The sequence below is a fragment of the Luteibacter jiangsuensis genome, assembly GCF_011742555.1.
Classification (GTDB): Bacteria; Pseudomonadota; Gammaproteobacteria; order Xanthomonadales; family Rhodanobacteraceae; genus Luteibacter; species Luteibacter jiangsuensis.
In genome coordinates this window covers 177,546-198,126 of record NZ_JAAQQR010000006.1, presented here as the reverse complement: position 1 = coordinate 198,126, position 20,581 = coordinate 177,546, and the positions used below count along the sequence as shown (strand labels likewise).

Annotated in this window: 17 protein-coding genes and 1 pseudogene; 12 read left to right on the top strand and 6 right to left on the bottom strand. The window is 66.1% G+C overall.

Annotated features, from left to right (window positions below):
* The first annotated feature begins 32 nt into the window (after positions 1–32).
* The 10 genes and pseudogenes from rbfA to gyrA all read left to right on the top strand — a co-directional run bounded on the left by rbfA (position 33) and on the right by gyrA (position 12,954).
* Positions 33–398 carry a 30S ribosome-binding factor RbfA gene (gene rbfA, locus HBF26_RS14295; RefSeq protein WP_167127828.1) on the top strand — a complete coding sequence of 122 codons (366 nt, stop codon included), beginning with the start codon at positions 33–35 and terminating at the stop codon, positions 396–398.
* 153 nt (positions 399–551) lie between these two features.
* Positions 552–1,331, top strand: a pseudogene (gene truB, locus HBF26_RS14290) (tRNA pseudouridine(55) synthase TruB); the annotation flags it as partial.
* 482 nt (positions 1,332–1,813) lie between these two features.
* Positions 1,814–2,083 (top strand): 30S ribosomal protein S15, encoded by a 270-nt coding sequence (gene rpsO, locus HBF26_RS14285; protein ID WP_167127825.1) that lies wholly within the window; start codon positions 1,814–1,816, stop codon positions 2,081–2,083.
* Positions 2,084–2,113: 30 nt separating this feature from the next.
* Positions 2,114–4,219 (top strand): polyribonucleotide nucleotidyltransferase, encoded by a 2,106-nt coding sequence (pnp, locus tag HBF26_RS14280; RefSeq protein ID WP_167127822.1) that lies wholly within the window; start codon positions 2,114–2,116, stop codon positions 4,217–4,219.
* A 240-nt stretch (positions 4,220–4,459) separates the two neighbouring features.
* Entirely contained in the window at positions 4,460–6,820 is a 2,361-nt protein-coding gene (locus HBF26_RS14275) for a glycoside hydrolase family 3 N-terminal domain-containing protein (protein ID WP_193569906.1), read from the top strand.
* Positions 6,821–6,839: 19 nt separating this feature from the next.
* Positions 6,840–7,637 carry a poly(R)-hydroxyalkanoic acid synthase subunit PhaE gene (locus HBF26_RS14270; RefSeq protein WP_167127819.1) on the top strand — a complete coding sequence of 266 codons (798 nt, stop codon included), beginning with the start codon at positions 6,840–6,842 and terminating at the stop codon, positions 7,635–7,637.
* The gene (locus HBF26_RS14265; RefSeq protein ID WP_167127816.1) at positions 7,634–8,701 is read left to right on the top strand and encodes a class III poly(R)-hydroxyalkanoic acid synthase subunit PhaC; all 1,068 of its coding nucleotides are present in this window, start codon (positions 7,634–7,636) and stop codon (positions 8,699–8,701) included. Before HBF26_RS14270 ends, HBF26_RS14265 begins: the two co-directional genes overlap by 4 nt.
* Positions 8,702–8,761: 60 nt before the next feature.
* Entirely contained in the window at positions 8,762–9,775 is a 1,014-nt protein-coding gene (mtnA, locus tag HBF26_RS14260) for an S-methyl-5-thioribose-1-phosphate isomerase (RefSeq protein WP_167127813.1), read from the top strand.
* The gene (locus HBF26_RS14255; protein ID WP_338039678.1) at positions 9,772–10,185 is read left to right on the top strand and encodes a GtrA family protein; all 414 of its coding nucleotides are present in this window, start codon (positions 9,772–9,774) and stop codon (positions 10,183–10,185) included. The genes mtnA and HBF26_RS14255 overlap by 4 nt, the downstream gene beginning before the upstream one ends.
* A gap of 138 nt (positions 10,186–10,323) precedes the next feature.
* Positions 10,324–12,954: a DNA gyrase subunit A gene (gyrA, locus tag HBF26_RS14250; protein WP_167127809.1), complete on the top strand. Its 2,631-nt coding sequence runs from the start codon at positions 10,324–10,326 to the stop codon at positions 12,952–12,954.
* A 147-nt stretch (positions 12,955–13,101) separates the two neighbouring features.
* Here the strand turns inward: gyrA and HBF26_RS14245 are convergent, their stop codons facing one another.
* Positions 13,102–13,584 carry a peroxiredoxin gene (locus HBF26_RS14245; protein WP_167127806.1) on the bottom strand — a complete coding sequence of 161 codons (483 nt, stop codon included), beginning with the start codon at positions 13,582–13,584 and terminating at the stop codon, positions 13,102–13,104.
* A gap of 207 nt (positions 13,585–13,791) precedes the next feature.
* Here HBF26_RS14245 and HBF26_RS14240 point away from each other — a divergent pair, with 207 nt between their 5' ends.
* Both HBF26_RS14240 and HBF26_RS14235 read left to right on the top strand, forming a co-directional pair.
* The gene (locus tag HBF26_RS14240) at positions 13,792–14,241 is read left to right on the top strand and encodes an Hsp20/alpha crystallin family protein (protein WP_167127803.1); all 450 of its coding nucleotides are present in this window, start codon (positions 13,792–13,794) and stop codon (positions 14,239–14,241) included.
* A gap of 88 nt (positions 14,242–14,329) precedes the next feature.
* Entirely contained in the window at positions 14,330–15,235 is a 906-nt protein-coding gene (locus tag HBF26_RS14235; protein WP_167127800.1) for a DnaJ C-terminal domain-containing protein, read from the top strand.
* 252 nt (positions 15,236–15,487) lie between these two features.
* Here the strand turns inward: HBF26_RS14235 and pilH are convergent, their stop codons facing one another.
* The 5 genes from pilH to odhB form a co-directional block, all read right to left on the bottom strand.
* A complete protein-coding gene (pilH, locus tag HBF26_RS14230) occupies positions 15,488–15,853 on the bottom strand; it encodes a twitching motility response regulator PilH (RefSeq protein WP_167127797.1) in 366 nt (121 codons plus the stop codon).
* Positions 15,854–16,016: 163 nt separating this feature from the next.
* Positions 16,017–17,009 carry a YhdH/YhfP family quinone oxidoreductase gene (locus tag HBF26_RS14225; protein ID WP_167127794.1) on the bottom strand — a complete coding sequence of 331 codons (993 nt, stop codon included), beginning with the start codon at positions 17,007–17,009 and terminating at the stop codon, positions 16,017–16,019.
* 22 nt (positions 17,010–17,031) lie between these two features.
* A complete protein-coding gene (locus HBF26_RS14220; protein WP_167127791.1) occupies positions 17,032–17,634 on the bottom strand; it encodes an LOG family protein in 603 nt (200 codons plus the stop codon).
* 196 nt (positions 17,635–17,830) lie between these two features.
* Positions 17,831–19,258, bottom strand: a complete 1,428-nt coding sequence (lpdA, locus tag HBF26_RS14215) for a dihydrolipoyl dehydrogenase (protein ID WP_167127788.1) — start codon at positions 19,256–19,258, stop codon at positions 17,831–17,833.
* Positions 19,259–19,366: 108 nt separating this feature from the next.
* On the bottom strand, positions 19,367–20,575 hold the full coding sequence (gene odhB / locus HBF26_RS14210) for a 2-oxoglutarate dehydrogenase complex dihydrolipoyllysine-residue succinyltransferase (RefSeq protein WP_167127785.1): 1,209 nt from the start codon (positions 20,573–20,575) through the stop codon (positions 19,367–19,369).
* Between the last annotated feature and the right edge of the window lie 6 nt (positions 20,576–20,581).

The window sequence follows — 20,581 nt, the reverse complement described above, 5'->3', positions numbered from 1 at the left end:
ACTGTTTCACTGTTTCACGCATTGGAGCCCCCATGCCTTCCCGCGATTTCAAACGCACCGACCGTGTCTCCGCCGAGCTCCGCCGCGAGATCGGCCTGCTCGTGCACGCGGCCGTGCGTGACCATGCGCTGCCGTCGGTCAGTGTCTCCGATGTGGAGACCACCAAGGATCTGGACTGGGCCACCGTGTGGGTCACCACGCTGATGCCGGAGCAGTCCGCCACGGCGATCAAGGCCCTGAAGGAACTGGCCCCGGAATTCCGTCGCAGCCTGTCGCGTTCGATGCGCCTGCGCCGCGTGCCGGAACTGCGCTTCAAGTACGACGAATCGGTGGACCAGGGCGAGCGCATCGAGCGCCTGCTGCGCGACAACCCGGTGCCGCCGGCGGACGAGTCCTGATCTGCCGTTCCGTCGGGTCGACGACGCATCCGGACCTGTAGGAGCGCGCCCTGCGCGCGACAGCTTTTCGTCCCTGTCGTCAGGTTAGCGCGCCAGATCCGGGTCACGGCCTCAAAACATGTCGCGCGCAGGGCGCGCTCCTACATTGCTCTCATGAACCGCCGAACCTTCCGCGACATCCACGGCATCCTCCTTCTCGACAAGCCGCTGGGCCTGAGTTCGAACCAGGCCTTGCAGACGGCGCGACGGCTGGTGGGCGCGGCGAAGGGCGGCCATACGGGCAGTCTCGATCCCCTGGCCACGGGCCTTCTGCCGCTCTGCTTCGGCGAGGCGACCAAGATCGCCGGCTGGTTGCTGGGATCGCGCAAGGCCTACGAGGCCGAGGTGAAGCTGGGTGCGACCACCACCACGGCCGACCTCGAAGGCGAGGTGGTCGAGACCCGCGCCGTGCCTCCGCTGGACGACGCCACGCTCGAAGCCGCCCTCGCTCCCCTGCGCGGGCGCATCGTTCAGATTCCCCCGGCGTACTCGGCCATCAAGCAGGACGGCGTGCCGCTCTATGTGAAGGCCCGCCGGGGCGAGGCGGTGGAAGTGCGTGCCCGAGAGGTGGACGTCTATCGTCTCGACGTGATCGAACGCAGCGGCGACACGCTTCGCCTTCACGTCGAATGCGGGTCCGGCACATACGTACGCAGCCTGGCCGTCGACCTCGGCGAAAACCTGGGGTGCGGTGCGCACCTGACGGGACTGCGCCGGCTCTGGGTGGAGCCCTTCATGGCCCCCGCCATGGTTACCCTGGACCAGTTGCGGGAAGCGGCCGAAACGGGCCCCGACCCCCTGGATGCCTGCCTGCTGCCCGTGGAGGCTGGCCTGGCGCACATGCCCCGGGTGGACCTCGACCCCGAGCAGACCCGCGTGCTGGGCTTCGGCCAGCCGGTGCCCTTGCGGCCGGGTGTGGCTTCAGGCCAGGAGAGCGTCCCAGTGTCGGCAGCCCCGGTGGCAGCAGCCCCGGTGGCTGCAGCCCCAGAGGCAGCAGCCCCGGAGGCAGCGGGCCAGGGGGCAGCGGCTCACGAGGCAGCAGCCCCTGTGGGAGCCGGCTACGCCGGCGATCCCGCGGCAGCGGGCCAGTCTGCCGCGACCGCCGGTTTCCAGGGCCGCTGCGCCGCCTACGGGGCCGACGGCCGCCTGATGGCCCTGGCCGAGGTGGACGGGGAGGGCGTGCTCCGGGTCCTTCGCGGGTTTAACCTTCCCCCGCCGGAGGCCCGTATCTGACCGGGCTTGTTGCCACTACGTGCAGGACGTTACAATTACGTGCTCGTTTAACGGCTTTCATCAAAAGCGAGGCTTGCGCAACTTCATCGGGGGCCGTTGAGGTTGCGCAAGTCTCGCATCCGCTTTTTAAGGAATCGATACACATGTCGCTCACCGTCGAACAGACCAGCCAGATCATCAAAGACTACGGCCGCGCGCCCAACGACACGGGCTCGACCGAAGTCCAGGTCGCCCTGCTGTCCGCCAACATCGCCGCGTTGCAGGACCACTTCCAGGCGCACAAGCAGGATCACCACTCGCGTCGCGGCCTGCTGAAGATGGTCAACAAGCGCAAGACGCTGCTGGCCTACCTCAAGAAGAGCGACCTCGCTCGCTATCAGACCCTGATCGAACGCCTCGGCCTGCGCCGCTAAACCACCGGAACAGGACGAGGAGAGATCGAAGTGGCGAAAGTAACCAAGTCATTCCAGTACGGTAGTCACGAAGTCACACTGGAGACGGGCGAAATCGCCCGGCAGGCCTCCGGTGCGGTCATGGTCAGCATGGGCGGCACCGTCGTCCTGGTCACGGTCGTCGCAGCCCCGAAGGCGCGCGAAGGCCAGGACTTCTTCCCGCTCACGGTCGACTACATGGAGAAGTTCTACTCCGCGGGTCGCATCCCCGGTGGCTTCTTCAAGCGCGAAGGCCGCCCGACCGAGAAGGAGACGCTCACCTCGCGTCTCATCGATCGTCCGCTCCGTCCGCTGTTCCCGGAAGAGTTCCGTAACGAGATCCAGGTCATCGCGCAGGTCGTGTCGCTGAACCCGGAAGTCGACGGCGACATCCCGGCGCTCATCGGCGCCTCCGCCGCCATGACCCTGGCCGGCGTGCCCTTCAAGGGCCCGATCGGCGCGGCACGCGTTGGCTACGCCAACGGCCAGTACATCCTGAACCCGACGGCCGCCCAGCTGAAGACCTCCGACCTCGACCTCGTGGTCGCCGGTACGGCCAAGGCCGTGCTGATGGTCGAATCGGAAGCGAAGCTGCTCAGCGAAGACGTCATGCTCGGCGCGGTGGTCTTCGGCCACCAGCAGATGCAGGCCGCCATCGACACCATCAACGCCTTCGTTGCCGAAGCCGGCGCCAAGTCGTTCAAGTGGGAAGCCCCGGCCGCCAAGACGGCGCTTTACGACGCGGTGAAGGCCGCTGTCGGTACGCGTTTCGCCGAAGCCTTCCAGATCCGCGACAAGCTGGCCCGTCGTGACGTCATCGCCAACCTGAAGGCCGAGGTCAAGACGGCCATCGCCGCCCAGGCCGAGGCCAACGGCTGGACCGACGGCGACATCGGCGCCGCCTTCGGTGAAGTGGAATACCGCACCCTGCGTGACGGCGTGCTGTCCACCAAGGTTCGCATCGACGGCCGTCAGCTCGACGACATCCGCCCGATCTCGGTGCGCGTCGGCGTCCTGCCGCGCACGCACGGCTCGGCGCTGTTCACCCGCGGCGAAACGCAGGCGCTGGTCGTCGCCACGCTCGGCACCACCCGCGATTCGCAGGTCATCGATGCGCCGGAAGGCGAGTGGAAGGACACGTTCCTGTTCCACTACAACTTCCCTCCGTTCTCGGTGGGCGAAACCGGCCGCGTCGGCAGCCCGAAGCGTCGCGAAATCGGCCACGGCCGCCTCGCCAAGCGCGGCGTGCAGGCCGTCAAGCCCACGATCGAGGAATTCCCGTACGTGGTGCGCGTCGTCTCGGAAATCACCGAGTCGAACGGTTCGTCCTCGATGGCGTCGGTCTGCGGTTCCTCGCTGGCCATGATGGATGCCGGCGTGCCGCTCAAGGCGCCGGTGGCCGGTATCGCCATGGGCCTGGTGAAGGAAGGTGACGACTTCGTCGTGCTCTCCGACATCCTGGGTGACGAAGACCACCTCGGCGACATGGACTTCAAGGTAGCCGGTACCGCCGATGGCGTGTCCGCGCTGCAGATGGACATCAAGATCGAGGGCATCACCGAGGAAATCATGCGCACGGCGCTGGCCCAGGCCAAGCGCGGCCGCGTGCACATCCTCGGCGAGATGGGCAAGGTCATGAGCACGGCCCGCTCGGAAATGAGCGAGTTCGCGCCGCGCCTGCTCACGATCAAGATCCACCCGGACAAGATCCGCGAAGTGATCGGCAAGGGTGGCGCCACCATCCGTTCCATCACGGAAGAAACCGGCACCACCATCGACATCACCGACGACGGCAATGTGGTCATCGCCTCGGTGAACCGCGAAGCCGCCGAAGCCGCGCGCAAGCGCATTGAGCAGATCGTCTCGGACGTCGAGCCGGGCCGCATCTACGAAGGCAAGGTGGCCAAGCTGATGGACTTCGGCGCGTTCGTCACCATCATGCCGGGCAAGGACGGCCTCGTGCACGTCTCGCAGATCTCCAGCGAGCGCGTCGAGAAGGTGTCCGACAAGCTGAAGGAAGGCGACATCGTCAAGGTCAAGGTGCTGGAAGTCGACAAGCAGGGCCGCATCCGCCTGTCGATGAAGGCCGTGACCGAAGAAGAAGGCGCGGCGGGCTGATCTGAAGCTCCCGGCGTTTCAAAAAAGCCCGGCATCGCGAGATGCCGGGCTTTTTTATGTTGCGCACTTGGGGGCTTGATGCTCGCGGGTTCCGCTTCGTAGGGTGGGCTCGCCGCGAGCGAGGCCGAAGGCGAGTCCACCCTACGGAGCGAACCGGCAAACAAGCAATGCCGCAGCGCAGGTTTACTCGAAGCGCTGTAAACGTTTACATTCGGCGTTTGTTCACGTTCCGGATTACCCATGCGCGCCTTGTCCCGTCTCCTTCCGCGTCCCAGGGCGCTCTTTCTCTCCGTTTCCCTGGCCACGGCCGTCGGCAGTGCGATGGCCGCCGAGGTGCCGGTCGTTCCGGCCAACGCGCAGCTGGCGTCGCCTGAGATCGAGAAGAAGGTGGACGCGCTGCTGGCCCGGATGACCCTCGCGGAGAAGATGGGGCAACTCGTGCAGTACGGCTCGGATGGCGGCGCGGCGCTCGCGGGTGCGGATGCCATCGCCGCCAACCCAGAGGCGCGCGCGCATGTCGACGTGATGGCCCTGGCACGGAAGGGAGAACTGGGCTCGATGCTCAACGTGGTGGGCGCCGAGACGACGCGCAGGTACCAGGAGGCGGCGCTGCATAGCCGTCTGGGTATCCCGCTCCTGTTCGGTGCCGACATCATTCATGGCTACCGCACCATCTACCCGGTGCCGCTCGGCTTGTCCGCGAGTTGGGATCCGTCGCTGGTGGAGGATGTTTCGCGCATGTCCGCGGCGGAGGCGGTGACCGGTGGCGTGAAATGGTTCTACTCGCCCATGGTCGACATCTCGCGCGACGCGCGCTGGGGCCGCTCGACGGAAGGCGCGGGCGAGGACGCCTACCTTGGCGCCGCCATGGCGCGCGCGTATATCCGTGGCTACCAGGGCAAGGACCTCGCCGATCCGGAAAGCGTCGCGGCCTCGGTGAAGCACTTTGCGGCTTACGGCGCGGCCGAGGCGGGGCGCGAATACAACACCACCGACATGTCGGACGTTCGTCTGCGACAGGTGTACCTGCCGCCGTACCGCGCGGCGGTGGAAGCAGGCGCCGCGACGATGATGAGCGCCTTCAACAGCCTCAACGGCGTGCCTGCCACGGCCGACCGTTATCTCATGACGGACATCCTGCGGAAGGAATGGGGCTTCAACGGCTTCGTCGTCAGCGACTACACCGCCGTGATGGAACTCAACAATCACGGTATCGCTCTGGATGCCGCCACGGCGACGCTGAAGGCCCTGACGGCAGGTGTCGAGGTGGACATGATGAGCCACTACTACGACACCGAGATTCCCGGCTTGCTGAAGGACGGGAGGCTCTCGATGGCCACCGTGGACGAGGCCGTGCGGCGCGTGCTGCGGGTGAAGTTCGCGCTCGGTCTGTTCGAGCGTCCATACGCGCAGGGCACCGAGGTGACGAAGGCGGTGGATGCGAATCGCCCGCTCGCGCGCCGCGCCGCGGAGGAGTCCTTCGTGCTGTTGAAGAATGGCGGTGGCGGCACCCCGGCGGTCCTGCCGCTCGACGGCCGCGTGAAGAAGCTGGCACTGATCGGGCCGCTTGCCGACGCCGCCGGCGAAATGCAGGGCGCCTGGGGCGGCGCCAAGCATTTCCCGGACGTGGTGACGCTGCGCGCGGGCCTGTCGCAGCGTATGAAGGCGCAGGGCGGCGAAGTGATCTACGCGGAAGGAACCGGGATCGAGACGGATTCGGAAGCCGGTTTCGCCGAGGCGAAGAAGGCGGCCGCGCAGGCCGACGTGGTCGTCATGGCGCTCGGCGAATCCTCGCGCATGAGCGGCGAAGCGGGTTCGCGCGCGCACCTGGATCTGCCGGGCAATCAGCAGAAGCTGCTCGAGCAGATCGTCGCCACCGGCAAGCCCGTGGTGCTGCTGGTGTTCTCCGGACGGCCGCTGGTGCTCGACTGGGCCGACCGCCACGTGCCCGCCATCATGGCCGTGTGGTTCCCGGGAACCGAAGCCGGCAACGCGGTGGCGAACGTGTTGTTTGGCGACGTGGCTCCCAGCGGCAAGCTGACCATGAGCTTCCCGTACGCCGAGGGCCAGGAGCCGCTTTACTACAACCAGTTCCCGACCGGCCGCCCGCCGGGCGACGCGGATCTCAGCAAGCCGCCGGGTCGCGACAGCACCTTCGTGTCCCGCTACATCGACGTGCCGAATACCGCGCTGTATCCCTTCGGCCACGGCCTGTCGTACACCACGTTCGCCTATTCGGACGTCCAGGTGTCGCGCCGCCGTGTGCCCCTGCAGGAGGCGAACGACGCGGCGGCGAAGCAACTCGTCACCGTGACAGCCACGGTGAAGAACACGGGCAAGCGCGTCGGTACCGAGGTGGTGCAGCTGTATGTGCGCAACCTGGGCACCAGCCTCGAACAACCCATGCGCAGCCTGCAGGGCTTCCAGCGCGTGACGTTGCAGCCGGGTGAGTCGAAACGCGTGAGCTTCCCGCTCGGTTTCCACGAGCTCTCGTTCTGGAACGCGAAGAGCGATGAGGTGGTCGAACCGACCCGCTACACCGTATGGGTGGGCGGCAGCTCCACGGCGGACCAGACGGCGGGGTTCGAGATCGCGCCCTGACGTGCCGTAACATAGCGGCATGGCAGATAAACCCACCGATTTCATCGACCAATACCAGGCTTGGGTTCGCCAGGGCCTGGAGGCGTGGTCGCGCCAGTTCGATCCGAAGGCCGAACCCGCCCCGGGCGCGCCGTCTCCGGACATCGCGGCACGCCTGTTCGCGGGATTGGGCGGCTACGGCGACTGGATGCGGTCCATGCTGGGCGGTGAGGGGCCGGCCGCGCCGTTCGCAGCCGGCATGCCTCCCTTCGGTCACGGCCAGGGAGCGCCGCCGGATATCAACGACCTCCTGTCCATGCCGGCCTTCGGCCTGACCCGGGAGCAGCAGGAAGAACAGCAGGCGCTCATTCGGGCGTGGCTCGATTACCTGGATCATTACCAGCGCTACCAGTCCCTGCTGCAAGGTGTGCACGAGCGAGCGAACGCGGCCCTGCGCGAGCAGGGTGCGCCGACCGATGCCGAGTCGTTGCGTTCGGTCTACGACCGCTGGGTGAACCTCGCCGAGGAAAGCTACGGCGAAGCGGCGCTCTCGGACGAGTTTCGCGAGGTGTACGCCGCGCTGGTCAACGCGCAGATGCGCCTGAAGCTGCTCCAGCAGCGACAGGTGGAGCGCATGGCCGTGCAGGCGGGCATGCCCACGCGCAAGGAGGTGGACACGCTGGGCGAACGGCTGCAGGCCGCGCGCCGCGAACTTCGCCAGATGCGTGGTCTCGCGTCCGAAGTGGCGGCTTTGAAGGCCGAAGTGGCTGCCTTGCGCGGCGCGGGGAAACCTGCCACCAGGCGCGCCGCGACGAGCAAGAAGGCGCGGAAGTCATGAACGGCGATCCGTTCCGTATCGATCCGGCGCGCGCCCGCGCCGAGATCGAGGCCTTCCAGCGCAAGCTGGAGGCCGGCCTCGCCACCTTGAAGAACGTGGGCCCCATCGAAGTCGGCACCACGCCGCGCGAGGCCGTCCATCGCGAAGACAAGCTCACGCTCTGGCACTTCAAGGGAGAGAAGCCGCCGACGTCGCGCACGCCGCTGCTGATCTGCTACGCGCTGGTCAACACGCCGTGGATGATCGACCTGCAGGAAGACCGCTCCATGGTGCGGAATCTGCTCGAGCAGGGCGAAGACGTCTATCTCGTGGACTGGGGTTATCCCGATGGCTCCGACCGCTGGCTCACCCTCGAAGACTATATCGACGGCTATCTCGATCGTTGCGTCGACGTTCTGCGCGAGCGCCATGGCGTCGAGGCCGTGAACCTGCTCGGCATCTGCCAGGGGGGCGTGTTCTCCCTCTGCTACACGGCGTTGCATCCGGAGAAGGTGCGCAATCTCGTCACGATGGTGACGCCCGTGGACTTCCACACACCGGACAACATGCTGTCGCATTGGGCGCGCAACGTGGACATCGACCTGTTCGTGGACACGATGGGCAATGTGCCGGCGGACGTGATGAACTTCGCGTATCTCACGCTCAAGCCGCTGCGGCTGAACCAGCAGAAGTACATCGGTCTGGTCGACATCCTCGACAATCCGAAGGAACTGGAAAACTTCCTGCGCATGGAGAAATGGATCTTCGATTCGCCCGATCAGGCGGGCGAGACATTCCGCGAGTTCGCCCGGGATTTCTTCCAGAAGAATCTGCTGATGAAGGGCGAGGCACGCGTCGGTAGCCGTCGCGTCGACCTGCGCAAGATCACCCAGCCGGTGCTGAACATCTACGCCGAGCAGGACCACCTCGTTCCGCCGGCCGCTTCCTCGCCGCTGGGCGGGCTGGTGGGCAGCAAGGATTACACCGCGCTGGCATTCAAGGGCGGCCACATCGGCATCTATGTGTCGGGTCGTGCCCAGAGGCAGGTGCCGCCGGCCATCCATGCATGGCTGGCCGACCGATGACTTCCTGAACCGGCCTGGCCGCGAATCGTAGGAGGGCGTCCTGCGTGCGATAATCCGCCGATGAACGCCAATGCTTCCCATGACTCCATCCGCGCCGTGCAATGGCATGGCGACCGCCTGCACCTGCTCGACCAGCGGCGCCTGCCGGCGGAGGAAACCTGGATCGACTGCACCTCGTCCGACGACGTGACCCGCGCCATTCGCGACCTGGCGGTGCGCGGTGCCCCGGCCATCGGCATTGCGGCGGCCTGGGGCGTGGTGCTGGCCGCCATGCATGGCGAGAACCTCTCGTCCGCCATGGCCACCCTGCGCGCGGCCCGTCCCACGGCCGTGAACCTGATGTGGGCCCTCGACCGCATGAACGGCCGGGTGAGCGAGGGTGCCGGCGCCGCGGAACTGGAGCGCGAAGCACGGGCCATCCAGGACGAGGATCTGGCCGCCAACCGGCACATGGGGGAACTGGGCGCGGCCCTGATCGAACCCGGTTCGCACGTGCTGACCCACTGCAATACCGGTTCGCTCGCCACCGCGGGTTACGGCACCGCGCTCGGCGTGATCCGCGCGGGCGTGGCCAACGGGCAGATCGAGCAGGTGTACGCCGGCGAGACACGGCCCTGGCAGCAGGGCGCCCGGCTCACCATGTGGGAGCTGGTGCGCGACGGCATTCCGGCCCGTCTGATCGCGGACTCCGCCGCGTCGCACCTGATGAAAGACGGCAAGATCAAATGGGTCATCGTCGGCGCCGATCGCATCGCGGCCAACGGCGACACCGCCAACAAGATCGGCACCTACCAGCTCGCCATCGCCGCGCGCCACCACGGCGTGAAGTTCATGGTGGTGGCGCCGTCCACCACGGTGGACATGGCCACGGCGACGGGCGCGGACATCGAGATCGAACTGCGCGACGCCACCGAACTGCTTTCGGTGTCCGGCACCCGTACGGTCATCGAGGGTGCCGACGCGTGGAATCCGGTGTTCGACGTCACGCCGGCCGAACTCATCGATGCGATCGTTACCGAGCGCGGCGTCATCCTGAAGCCCGACGAAGAGCAGATGCGGATCCTGTTTCCGTGACACGGCTGCGCCGCGAGGTCGCGCTTTTCGCGGTGGGTGGCCTCATCGGTCTCGCCGTCGATGCCGGCATCGTGCAGGGCCTGGTGAGCCTGGCCGGCTGGAACGTCTACACGGCTCGCGTCGTTTCGTTCCTCAGCGCGGCCACGGTCACGTGGTGGTGGAATCGCACGCATACCTTCGCGCATCGCGATTCGGGCCGCGCGAGGCACGCGGAATGGTTGCACTGGATGGGTCTGATGGCGCTGGGCGCGGTCGTCAACAACGGCGTCTACGTGCTTGCGTTCAAGCTGTTTCCGGCGCTGCACGCATGGCCCGCGGTGGCCGTCGCCGCCGGTTCCGCGGCGGGTTCCGTCGCCAATTTTCTGCTCGCTCGGACGATGCTTTTCCGTCATCCCGAAAGCGCTGTGTAAGTCCTTGAATTTGCGCCTTTTTTAGCTGTCTTTTCCACGCCCCCTGTGCTATGATCGACAGGTTGGGTCGGCGGCGTGTCGCGAGCGCGAAACGCACTGCCGGCGGGGGTATTTCACGGACATCCAGGAAGCCGATTGATGGCAGAACTCGCCAAAGAAGTCATCCGCGTCAACATCGAAGACGAGATGCGCCAGAGCTATCTCGATTACGCCATGAGCGTGATCGTGGGGCGCGCACTGCCCGATGTGCGCGACGGCCTTAAGCCGGTGCATCGACGCGTCCTGTTCGCCATGAACGAACTGGGCAACGCCTGGAACAAGCCCTACAAGAAGTCGGCCCGCGTGGTCGGCGACGTCATCGGTAAATACCATCCGCACGGCGACGCTTCGGTGTACGACACCATCGTTCGCATGGCGCAGCCGTTCTCGCTGCGTTACATGCTTGTCGACGGACAGGGCAACTTCGGTTCGGTCGACGGCGACAACGCGGCGGCCATGCGATACACCGAGGTGCGCATGGCGCGCCTCACGCACGAACTGATGGCCGATATCGACAAGGAAACCGTCGACTTCGGGCCCAACTACGACGAAAGCGAGCACGAGCCGCTGGTGCTGCCCACGCGGGTGCCGAACCTGCTCGTGAACGGCTCGGCCGGTATCGCGGTGGGCATGGCGACCAACATTCCGCCGCACAACATGACGGAAGTGATCAACGCCACGCTGGCCCTGATCGAAGAGCCGTCGCTCGGCGTCGACGACCTCATGACCCACATACCGGGTCCGGATTTCCCCACGGCCGGCATCATCAACGGCTCGTCGGGCATCGTCGAGGCCTACCGCACGGGTCGCGGCCGCATCCTCGTGCGCGCCCGCACCGAGATCGAAACGGAAGCCAACGGCCGCGAGACGATCCTCGTCCACGAGCTGCCTTACCAGGTGAACAAGGCGCGTCTCATCGAGAAGATCGCCGAGCTGGTCAAGGAAAAGAAGATCGAGGGCATCAGCGAACTGCGCGACGAGTCCGACAAGGACGGCATGCGCGTGGTCATCGAGATCCGCCGCGATGCCATGGCCGACGTGGTGCTGAACAACCTGTTCCAGCAGACCCAACTGCAGGTCACCTTCGGCATCAACATGGTGGCGCTGCTCGACGGCCAGCCGAAGCTGCTGAACCTCAAGGACATCCTCGAGGCCTTCATCCGCCACCGTCGCGAAGTGGTCACCCGCCGCACCATCTTCGAACTGCGCAAGGCGCGCCAGCGCGCCCACATCCTCGAAGGTCTCACGGTGGCGCTCGCGAACATCGACGAGATGATCGAGCTGATCCGCACCTCCGCGTCCGCCGCCGAGGCGCGCGAGCGCATGGTCGCGCGCCGCTGGGAGCCCGGCCTCGTGAAGGCGCTGCTTGCCGCCAGCGGCGCGGCGGCCTCCCGTCCGGAAGACATGGACCCGCGCGACGGCCTGCGCGACGACGGCTACCAGCTGTCCGAAGCCCAGGCCACCGAGATCCTGCAGATGCGCCTGCATCGCCTCACCGGCCTCGAGCAGGAAAAACTCTCCGACGAATACCGCGAGATCCTCGAAACCATCCGCGGTCTCATCGAGATCCTGGAAAACCCGGCGCGTCTGCTCGAAGTCATCCGCGAGGAACTGGAACAGATCCGCACGGATTACGGCGACGCCCGCCGTACCGAAATCCAGCATTCGCAGGAAGACCTGAACGTTCTCGACCTGATCGCGCCGGAAGACGTCGTGGTCACGCTGTCGCACACCGGTTACATCAAGCGCCAGCCTGCCAGCCTCTATCGCGCGCAGCGTCGCGGCGGCAAGGGGCGCTCGGCATCCGCCTTGAAGGACGAGGACGTCGTGCAGCAGCTGTGGGTGGTGAACACCCACGACACCCTGCTCACGTTCACCAGCACCGGTCGTGTGTACTGGCTCAAGGTGTACCAGATGCCGGAAGCCGGCCCGGGTGCGCGCGGCAAGCCCATCGTGAACCTGCTGCCGCTGGCCGAGGGCGAGAAGGTGCAGGCACTGCTGCCGGTGCGCGACTACGATCCGAACTGCTTCGTGTTCTTCGCCACGCGCCAGGGCACGGTGAAGAAGACACCGCTGACGGAATTCGCGTTCCAGCTGCAGAAGGGCAAGGCCGCCATCAACCTGGAAGACGGCGATGCGCTGGTCGACGTGGCCATGACGGACGGCGAGAGCGACGTGCTGCTGTTCGCCTCGAACGGCAAGTCGGTTCGCTTCGACGAAGGCAGCGTCCGCTCGATGGGCCGCACCGCCACGGGTGTGCGCGGCATGCGCCTCACCGACGGGGCGGAAGTGGTGTCGCTGATCGTCGCTGCCGGCGAAGGCGACATCCTTACCGCCACGGCGCGCGGCTACGGCAAGCGCACGGCCCTCGAGGAATTCCCGAAGAAGGGCCGCGGCACGCAGGGCGTCATCGCCATCCAGTGCTCGGAGCGCAACGGCAATCTGGTCGCCGCCACGCAGGTGACGGAGGCGCAGCAGCTCATGCTGATCTCCGACCTGGGCACGCTGGTACGCACGCGCGTTTCGGAAGTCTCGCAGCTCAGCCGCAACACGCAGGGCGTCACGCTCATCAAGCTGCCGAAGGAAGAGACGCTCATCGGCGTCGTTCGCCTCGACGCGGAGGAAGAGCTGGAAGACGAGGTCGAAACGCCCGACGGCGAAGCTGCGGCGGACATGCCGCCGATCGAAAGCGGCCCGACGGGCGATGGCTCGGAGCCGAGCGAAGGCTGAAGACAAAGACCCCGCTGAAAAGCGGGGTCTTTGCTTTTATGTGGGAGCCGCTTCTATGTGGGAGCCGCTTCAGCGGCGATGGGTGCTTGCGGCAAGCGTGCCCGCTGCCGCGGGATCGCCGGCATAGCCGGCTCCCACAGGCTTCGATCACCCGTCGATCGCTTCCAGCATCGCCTCGGCCGTGGACACGCGGAACTCGCCGGGTTCCTCCACGTGCAGCACCTTCACCACGCCGTCTTCCGCATACAAGGCGAAGCGCTTCGCACGAATACCCATGCCGTTCTTCGTGCCATCGAGCTCGAGGCCGAGCGCACGGGTGAACGACGCATTGCCGTCGGCGAGCATCAGCAGGTCGCCCGGTACGCCCTGCGACTCGCCCCAGGCGCGCATGACGAAGGCATCGTTCACCGACATGCAGGCCACGGTGATCCCACGCTCGCGGAAGTCTTCCATGTGCTGGGTGAAGCCGGGCAGATGCTTGTTCGAGCAGGTGGGCGTGAAGGCCCCCGGTACGGCGAACAGCACCACCTTGCCCCGGCCGAGCACGTCGGTGCTCGTCACGGTCTTGATGCCCCCGTCGAAGACGGCGAGGGTCGCTTCCGGAAGGGTGTCGCCAACAGCGATGGTCATGGCAAAGCCTTGTAGGAAAGAAAGGACCCAGTCTACGTCAAGCACGCGGGCCCGCACTCTCGCCCGCCGGCAAACACGATGCCGGCGGGGCGGGCGCACCTGAAGGCGAGGCAACCGCAGGGGGCATCTACTTGAATAGCGGCGGCGCGCTCATATGTTGATCACCAGACGGCCACGGGGCCGGAAAACTTCTTGGGAGTCAAACAGATGAACCAGCTTCGTCAGGTGTCGTTCCGTCGTGCGCCGCTGTTCGGCGGTGACGTCAACCGTGTTTTCGATCACTTCTTCGGCAGCGATATCGCCGCCCCCACCACCGCCGAGAGCGCATGGGCGCCGCGCGTCGACATTCGCGAGGAAGCCGGCCGCTTCCTGATCCTGGCCGACGTGCCGGGGGTGGATCTGGCCGATATCGAGATCCAGATGGACAAGAACGTGCTCAGCATCAAGGGCGAGCGCAAGGCGTTCACCAGCGAGGCCGAGGGCAAGTTCAGCCGCGTGGAGCGCGTCGCCGGCCAGTTCAAGCGCAGCTTCACGCTGCCGGAGAGCGCCGACGCCGACGGCATCACCGCGTCGGGGCGCAACGGCGTGCTGGAAATCGCCATCCCGAAGAAGGCGGAAAGCGCACCGCGTCGCATCGCGATTAACGCTGCGGGCTAAAACGGCCTAAGCTTAGCGTCTGGCCCGTGGTGGACGTGTCCACCGCGGGCGTTCCATTTGGATTTTCGACACAAGCCCGGGAGAGCCTGTGGAGTTCAAGGATTACTACGAGACATTGGGGGTCAAGCCGGACGCGACCGACGCCGAGATCAAGGCGGCGTATCGCAAGCTTGCCCGCAAATACCACCCCGACAAGAACAAGGACGCTGGCGCGGAGGAGAAATTCAAGGCGATCAACGAGGCCAACGAGGCCTTGAAGGATCCCGAAAAGCGCCGCGCCTACGACCAGTTCCGCGCCGGCGGCTACCGCCAGGGCGAACAGTTCCGCCCGCCGCCGGGTTGGGGGCAGGGCGGTGGCTTCGATTTCGGCGACATGGGGGGCCGCGGTGGCGGCGACTTCAGCGACTTCTTCGAAAGCCTGTTCGGTGGCGGGCGTGCCCGCGGCCAGCAGCAGGCCCGGCGTGGCCGCGACATCCAGGCAAAGATCGAGACCGACCTGCAGACGGCGTACTACGGCGGCAAGACGCGCGTCGTGCTGAACGATGCCTCGGGTGGCGAGCGCGTGCTGGAAGTGAAGATTCCGGCAGGCATCACCTCCGGCCAGACGATCAGGCTGGGCGGGCAGGGGCATCCGGGTTCAGGCGGCGGCCCCTCGGGCGATCTGCTGCTCGAGATCGGTATCCGCGACGATGCGCGCTTCCGCCTCGACGGCCGCACGGTGACCCACGTGCTGCCTATCACGCCATGGGAAGCGGCGCTCGGGGCGACGGTGCCGGTGCCCACGCTGGGCGGGCACGTGGACCTGCGCATTCCGCCGGGTTCGCAGTCGGGACGCAAGCTGCGCCTGAAAGGGCGGGGCCTGCCGGGTTCGGAGCCGGGCGACCAGATCGTGGTGCTGGAGATTCGCGTGCCGGTGCCCGAAACGCACGAAGAGCAGGCGGCGTACGCCGAGTTCAAGGACGCGTTCGCGGGGTTCGATCCGCGGCGGGGTTAATCGTTCCATGTGGGAGCCGTTTCAGCGGCGAGGGGGCACGCAGCTAACTTGCCCGCTGCCGCGGGATCGCCGGCAAAGCCGGCTCCCACAGAATCCCGGCAGCTTTGTGTGGGAGCCGGCTCCCACAGAATTCCGGCAGCTTTGTGTGGGAGCCGGCCCCCACAGAATCCCGGCAGCTTCGTGTGGGAGCCGCTTCAGCGGCGATCCCGCGGCAGCGGGCCAGATCGCCGGCAATAGGCGATTTTCACAAGATCAGGCCGGAAGGTGTTCCTTCAACGCCGCGACCAGTTCCTCTTCCTTGATCGGCTTCACGACGTAAGCCTTCGCACCCTGCCGCAAGCCCCACACCTTGTCGGTGTCCTGGTCCTTCGTGGTGACCAGGATGATGGGGATGTGCTTGGTCGTTTCTTCCTTGTTGATGGTGCGCGTGGCCTGGAACCCATTGAGGTTCGGCATCACCACGTCCATCAGGATCAGGTCGGGGATTTCGCGCTTGGCTACCTCCACGCCCTGGGCGCCATCCTCGGCGGTGATGGCCTCGTGGCCCAGCTTCTCGACGATGCGCTTGATTCCAAGCAACTGCGACGGCGAATCGTCGACGATCAGGATGCGAGCCATTCACTTTCCCCCGGGTCGTGCCCGATGTGTTCTTTCATTGCGAACCGCGGTGACGAAAAAACGTCGCGCGTGGCGCCACTGGCGAGGGGCCATTCTACCGGCCATGGCGCTCGGTTCAATGGTGGCACGATAATTACCTGCCTGAGCAAGGATCTACGAACGGTTAGCCGTTTATGCGGACGAGCGTCCGGCCGAACGAGCCGCCTTCGAGCATGGTCCCGAACACGCTTGCCACGTCGTCCAGTGCCACTTCGCGTGTGCAGATCGTGTCGAGATGGCGTGGTTTCCAGTCGCCCGCGAGCCTGCACCAGACCTCGTCGCGAACGTCGCGGGCCGTACCCGCCGACGCGATGCCCAGCACGCTGACCCCCCGGATGATGAAGGGCATGACCGTGGTGGCGAGTTCGGGACTGCCGGCCAGACCGCAGATGGCGGCGTTGCCATAGGGCGCAATCAGCGGAAGGAAGCCGGCGAGCGTGTTGCCGCCCACGTTGTCGAGCAGGCCGCCATATCGGGCGGAATCCATGGGGCGGCCACTGAAGGCCAGTTCGTGACGATCCACACATTGGCTGGCGCCGATGCTGCGAAGGACATCGAAGCGCTCGGGCTTGCCGCTGATGGCATGCACCTCGTAACCGGCACGACTGAAGATGTCGATGCCGAGCATGCCTACGCCGCCCGTGGCGCCCGTGATGGCGATGGGACCGAGCGAGGGCGCCTGGCGGTTCTCGCTCATGCGCAGCAGGGCGAGGGCGGCCGTGAAGCCGGCCGTGCCGATGATCATCGCTTCGCGCGTGCTGAGCGTGGCGGGCAGGGCGACGGTCCACGCGGCCGGGAGGCGAACGTACTCGCCGTAACCGCCGTCGCGTGTCTCGGAGAGGCCGCTGCCGGTGGCGAGCACCTTGTCGCCCTCGCGGAAGGACGGATCGGTGGACGCGACCACGGTGCCGGCCACGTCGATGCCGCCGTTCAAGGGGAACGTTCGCAGGATCTTGCCCTTGCCGGTGCCGGCGAGCGCGTCCTTGTAATTGACCGACGACCACTCGGCCCGAACCAGTACCTCGCCCGGCGAAAGGGCCTCGGTGTCCATGGTTTCGATGCCGGCGCGGTAGCCGGCGTCGTCCTGATGGATGCGGAAGGCGCGGAAGGCGGTCATGCGAAAGTCCCCTTCAGGGCGATCAAACGTTGCTGTCCACGGACGCCGCGGTGATCCACTTTGGCGTGAACATGGATTCGTAGTGGCGCATCCAGTCGAAAAGCGCATCGATGTCTTCGCCGAACCACACCTGGTCGCGCTGCACCGGCTTCACGAAGGCCTCGGCCACCATGTGGTCCATGGCTGCCGAGAGGTTGCGATAGAAACCGCGAACGTCGAGGAAGGCGCAGGGGTAACTGTGCAGACCGAGCTGCGCCCAGGTGAGCATCTCGAACATCTCGTCCATGGTGCCGAAGCCGCCGGGCAATGCCACGAAGGCGTCCGACAGTTCGTACATGCGCGTCTTGCGCTCGTGCATGGTTTCGACGACCTGCAACTCGGTGAGGCCCGTGTGGCCCACTTCCTTTTCCATGAGCTGGCGCGGGATCACCCCGATCGCCTTGCCGCCGGCGGCCAGCACGGCATCGGCCACGATGCCCATGAGGCCTACCTTGCCCCCGCCGTAGACGAGGGCGATGCCTTCTTCGGCCATGCGCGTGCCGAAGGCGCGTGCCGCTTCGGCATAGGCAGGATGCGAACCGGTGCTGGAACCGCAGTAGACGCAGAGGGCTTTGATGTCACGCATCTCGGAATTCTCACTTTAAAGAGATCGACGGACTGACTTTGAGCCTGTCGTGACTTGTGGGAGCCGGCTTTGCCGGCGATCCCGCGGCAGCGGGCAACCCTGCCGCGTGCACCCATCGCCGCTGAAGCGGCTCCCACACAAAGCGACGAAGCCCACCCATGCTTCTGCAAAGGTGGGCTTCCAGGCAAAGAGGCGATCAGTTGCCCTTGTGAATCGCGCGCTTGTCGACCGAGAGCGCCGCCTCGTGCACCACTTCCGACAGGGCCGGGTGGGCGTGGACGATGCGGGCGAGGTCTTCCGAGGAGCCCTTGAACTCCATGGCCACGACGCACTCGTGGATCAGTTCGGAGACCACGGGGCCGACCATGTGCACACCGAGGATGCGGTCCGTTTCGGCGTGGGCGATCATCTTCACCTGGCCGATGCCTTCGTTCATCGCGACGGCGCGACCGTTCGCGGCGAAGGGGAAGGCGCCCGTCTTATAAGGGATGCCTTCTTCCTTGAGCTGCTCTTCGGTCTTGCCCACCCAGGCGATTTCCGGTTCGGTGTAGATGACCCACGGCACGGTGTCGAGGTTGACGTGCCCCGGCTTGCCGGCGATCAGCTCGGCCACCATCACGCCTTCCTCGGAGCCCTTGTGCGCGAGCATCGGGCCGCGCACGGCATCGCCCACGGCCCAAACGCCGTCGACACCGGTGTGGTTGTGCTCGTCGACCACGATACGGCCGCGCTCGTCCAGCTTCACGCCGGTGTCGTCGGCCAGCAGGCCGGTGGTGTAAGCACGGCGGCCTACGGCCACCAGCAGCTTGTCGACGACGAGGCTCTGCGAGGCGCCGTCCTTGTCGGTGTAGCCGACGTGGACTTCGTCACCCTTCACCTCGGCCGAGGTGACCTTGGCGTTCACCTTGATGTCGAGGCCCTGCTTGGCGAATTCGCGGGCGGCCATCTTCGCGATGTCCTGGTCGGCCACCTGGAGGAACTTCGGCAGGGCTTCCAGCACCGTGACCTCGGCGCCGAGGCGCTTCCACACGCTGCCCAGCTCCAGGCCGATGACGCCCGCACCGATCACGCCCAGACGCTTCGGCACCTCGGTGAGGTCCAGCGCGCCGGTGTTGTCGATGATGTGCTTGCCGTCGAACTTCGCGAACGGCAGTTCGATGGGCACCGAGCCCGACGCCAGGATGACGTTCGTGGCCGAGATGGTCTGCACGCTGCCGTCGTTGCCCGTGACTTCGACCTGGTTGCCCTTGAGCAGCTTGCCCTTGCCGAAGTAGGAGGTGATCTTGTTCGCCTTGAACAGCATCGTCACGCCGCCCGTGAACTGCTTGACGATCTTGTCCTTGCGGCCGATGAAGGTGCCGATGTCGATCTTCGGGTTCTCGGCCGTGATGCCGTGATCCTTGAAGTTGTGCGTGAGGTTGTGGAACTGCTTGGAGGAGTCCAGCAGCGCCTTGGACGGAATGCAGCCCACGTTGAGGCAGGTGCCGCCGAGGGCGGCCTTGCCGTCCTTGCCGACGAAGGCGTCGACCACGGCGGTCTTCAGGCCCAGCTGCGCGGCGCGGATCGCGCCCACATAGCCCGCGGGGCCGGCACCGATGACGATGACGTCGAACTTGTCGCTCATTTGCTTAGCTCCAATGGAACGGCGGTATGCGCTACCGCCTAAATGGGGGCGGAACATGAAAACGGGAGTCTCTCGACTCCCGCCTTCACATTTACGGTCAAGCGCCCATTACAGGCCGAGCAGCATCCGCTGCGGGTTTTCCAGCTGGTTCTTGATGTCGACCAGGAACAGCACGGCGTCGCGGCCGTCGATGATGCGGTGGTCGTACGACAGGGCGATGTACATCATCGGGGCCGCCACCACCTGGCCGTTCTCGACCACCGGGCGCTCCTTGATGGTGTGCATGCCCAGGATGGCGCTCTGCGGCGGGTTCACGATCGGGGTGGACAGCAGCGAGCCGAAGGTGCCGCCGTTGGTGATCGTGAAGGTGCCGCCCTGGAGGTCGTCCAGGCCGAGCTTGCCGTCACGCGCCTTCTTGGCGTAGCCGATGATGCCCTTCTCGACGTCGGCGAAGGACATGTCCTGCACGTCGCGAAGCACCGGCGTGACCAGGCCCTTGTCGGTCGACACGGCGATCGAGATGTCCTGGTACCCGTGGTAGATGATGTCGTTGCCGTCGACGGAGGCGTTGATCACCGGGTAGCGCTTCAGTGCCTCGGTGGCGGCCTTCACGAAGAAGCTCATGAAGCCCAGCTTCACGCCGTTGGCCTTTTCGAACTGTTCGCCCAGCGCCTTGCGCAGCTTCACCACCTCGGCGAGGTTCACTTCGTTGAACGAGGTGAGCATGGCGATGGAGTTCTTCGACTGCATCAGGCGCTCGGCGATGCGGGTGCGGATGCGGGTCATCGGCACGCGCTCTTCCGGACGGCTGCCCGGGGTGGGCTTCGCGGCCGGTGCCGAAGCGGCGGCCGGGGCGGCGCCGCCCTTGCTGGCGTTGACCAGGTCTTCCTTCGTGACACGGCCGTCGCGGCCGGTGCCGGCAACCTTGGACGGGTCGATGTTTTCTTCCACGGCCACGCGGCGGCCGGCCGGGGACAGTTCGTCGACGCCCTTCGGGGCTTCCTTGGTTTCGGCCTTTTCGGCCTTCGGTGCTTCAGCGGCAGCCGGGGCAGCGGCCGGGGCCGGCGCGGCAGCGGCGGCGCCTTCCTCGATCACGGCGATCACCTGATTGCTGGTGACGGTGGCGCCTTCCTCGAACTTGATTTCCTTCAGCACGCCGTCGACGGGTGCCGGCACTTCGAGGACGACCTTGTCGGTCTCGAGGTCGAGGAGGTTTTCGTCGCGCTTGACCGCGTCGCCGGCCTTCTTGTGCCAGGTGGCGATGAGCGCGTCGGAGACCGACTCGGGCAGGACCGGGACTTTGACTTCGATGGACATGCTTGT

Excerpts from the sequence above, each read along its gene's own strand:
- lpdA (WP_167127788.1), bottom strand. The coding sequence starts at position 19,258 with ATGAGCGACAAGTTCGACGTCATCGTCATCGGTGCCGGCCCCGCGGGC.
- rpsO (WP_167127825.1), top strand. The coding sequence starts at position 1,814 with ATGTCGCTCACCGTCGAACAGACCAGCCAGATCATCAAAGACTACGGC.
- HBF26_RS14240 (WP_167127803.1), top strand. The coding sequence starts at position 13,792 with ATGAACCAGCTTCGTCAGGTGTCGTTCCGTCGTGCGCCGCTGTTCGGC.
- HBF26_RS14265 (WP_167127816.1), top strand. The coding sequence starts at position 7,634 with ATGAACGGCGATCCGTTCCGTATCGATCCGGCGCGCGCCCGCGCCGAG.
- mtnA (WP_167127813.1), top strand. The coding sequence starts at position 8,762 with ATGAACGCCAATGCTTCCCATGACTCCATCCGCGCCGTGCAATGGCAT.
- HBF26_RS14270 (WP_167127819.1), top strand. The coding sequence starts at position 6,840 with ATGGCAGATAAACCCACCGATTTCATCGACCAATACCAGGCTTGGGTT.
- gyrA (WP_167127809.1), top strand. The coding sequence starts at position 10,324 with ATGGCAGAACTCGCCAAAGAAGTCATCCGCGTCAACATCGAAGACGAG.
- HBF26_RS14220 (WP_167127791.1), bottom strand. The coding sequence starts at position 17,634 with ATGCGTGACATCAAAGCCCTCTGCGTCTACTGCGGTTCCAGCACCGGT.
- pilH (WP_167127797.1), bottom strand. The coding sequence starts at position 15,853 with ATGGCTCGCATCCTGATCGTCGACGATTCGCCGTCGCAGTTGCTTGGA.
- HBF26_RS14225 (WP_167127794.1), bottom strand. The coding sequence starts at position 17,009 with ATGACCGCCTTCCGCGCCTTCCGCATCCATCAGGACGACGCCGGCTAC.
- HBF26_RS14275 (WP_193569906.1), top strand. The coding sequence starts at position 4,460 with ATGCGCGCCTTGTCCCGTCTCCTTCCGCGTCCCAGGGCGCTCTTTCTC.
- odhB (WP_167127785.1), bottom strand. The coding sequence starts at position 20,575 with ATGTCCATCGAAGTCAAAGTCCCGGTCCTGCCCGAGTCGGTCTCCGAC.
- rbfA (WP_167127828.1), top strand. The coding sequence starts at position 33 with ATGCCTTCCCGCGATTTCAAACGCACCGACCGTGTCTCCGCCGAGCTC.
- HBF26_RS14245 (WP_167127806.1), bottom strand. The coding sequence starts at position 13,584 with ATGACCATCGCTGTTGGCGACACCCTTCCGGAAGCGACCCTCGCCGTC.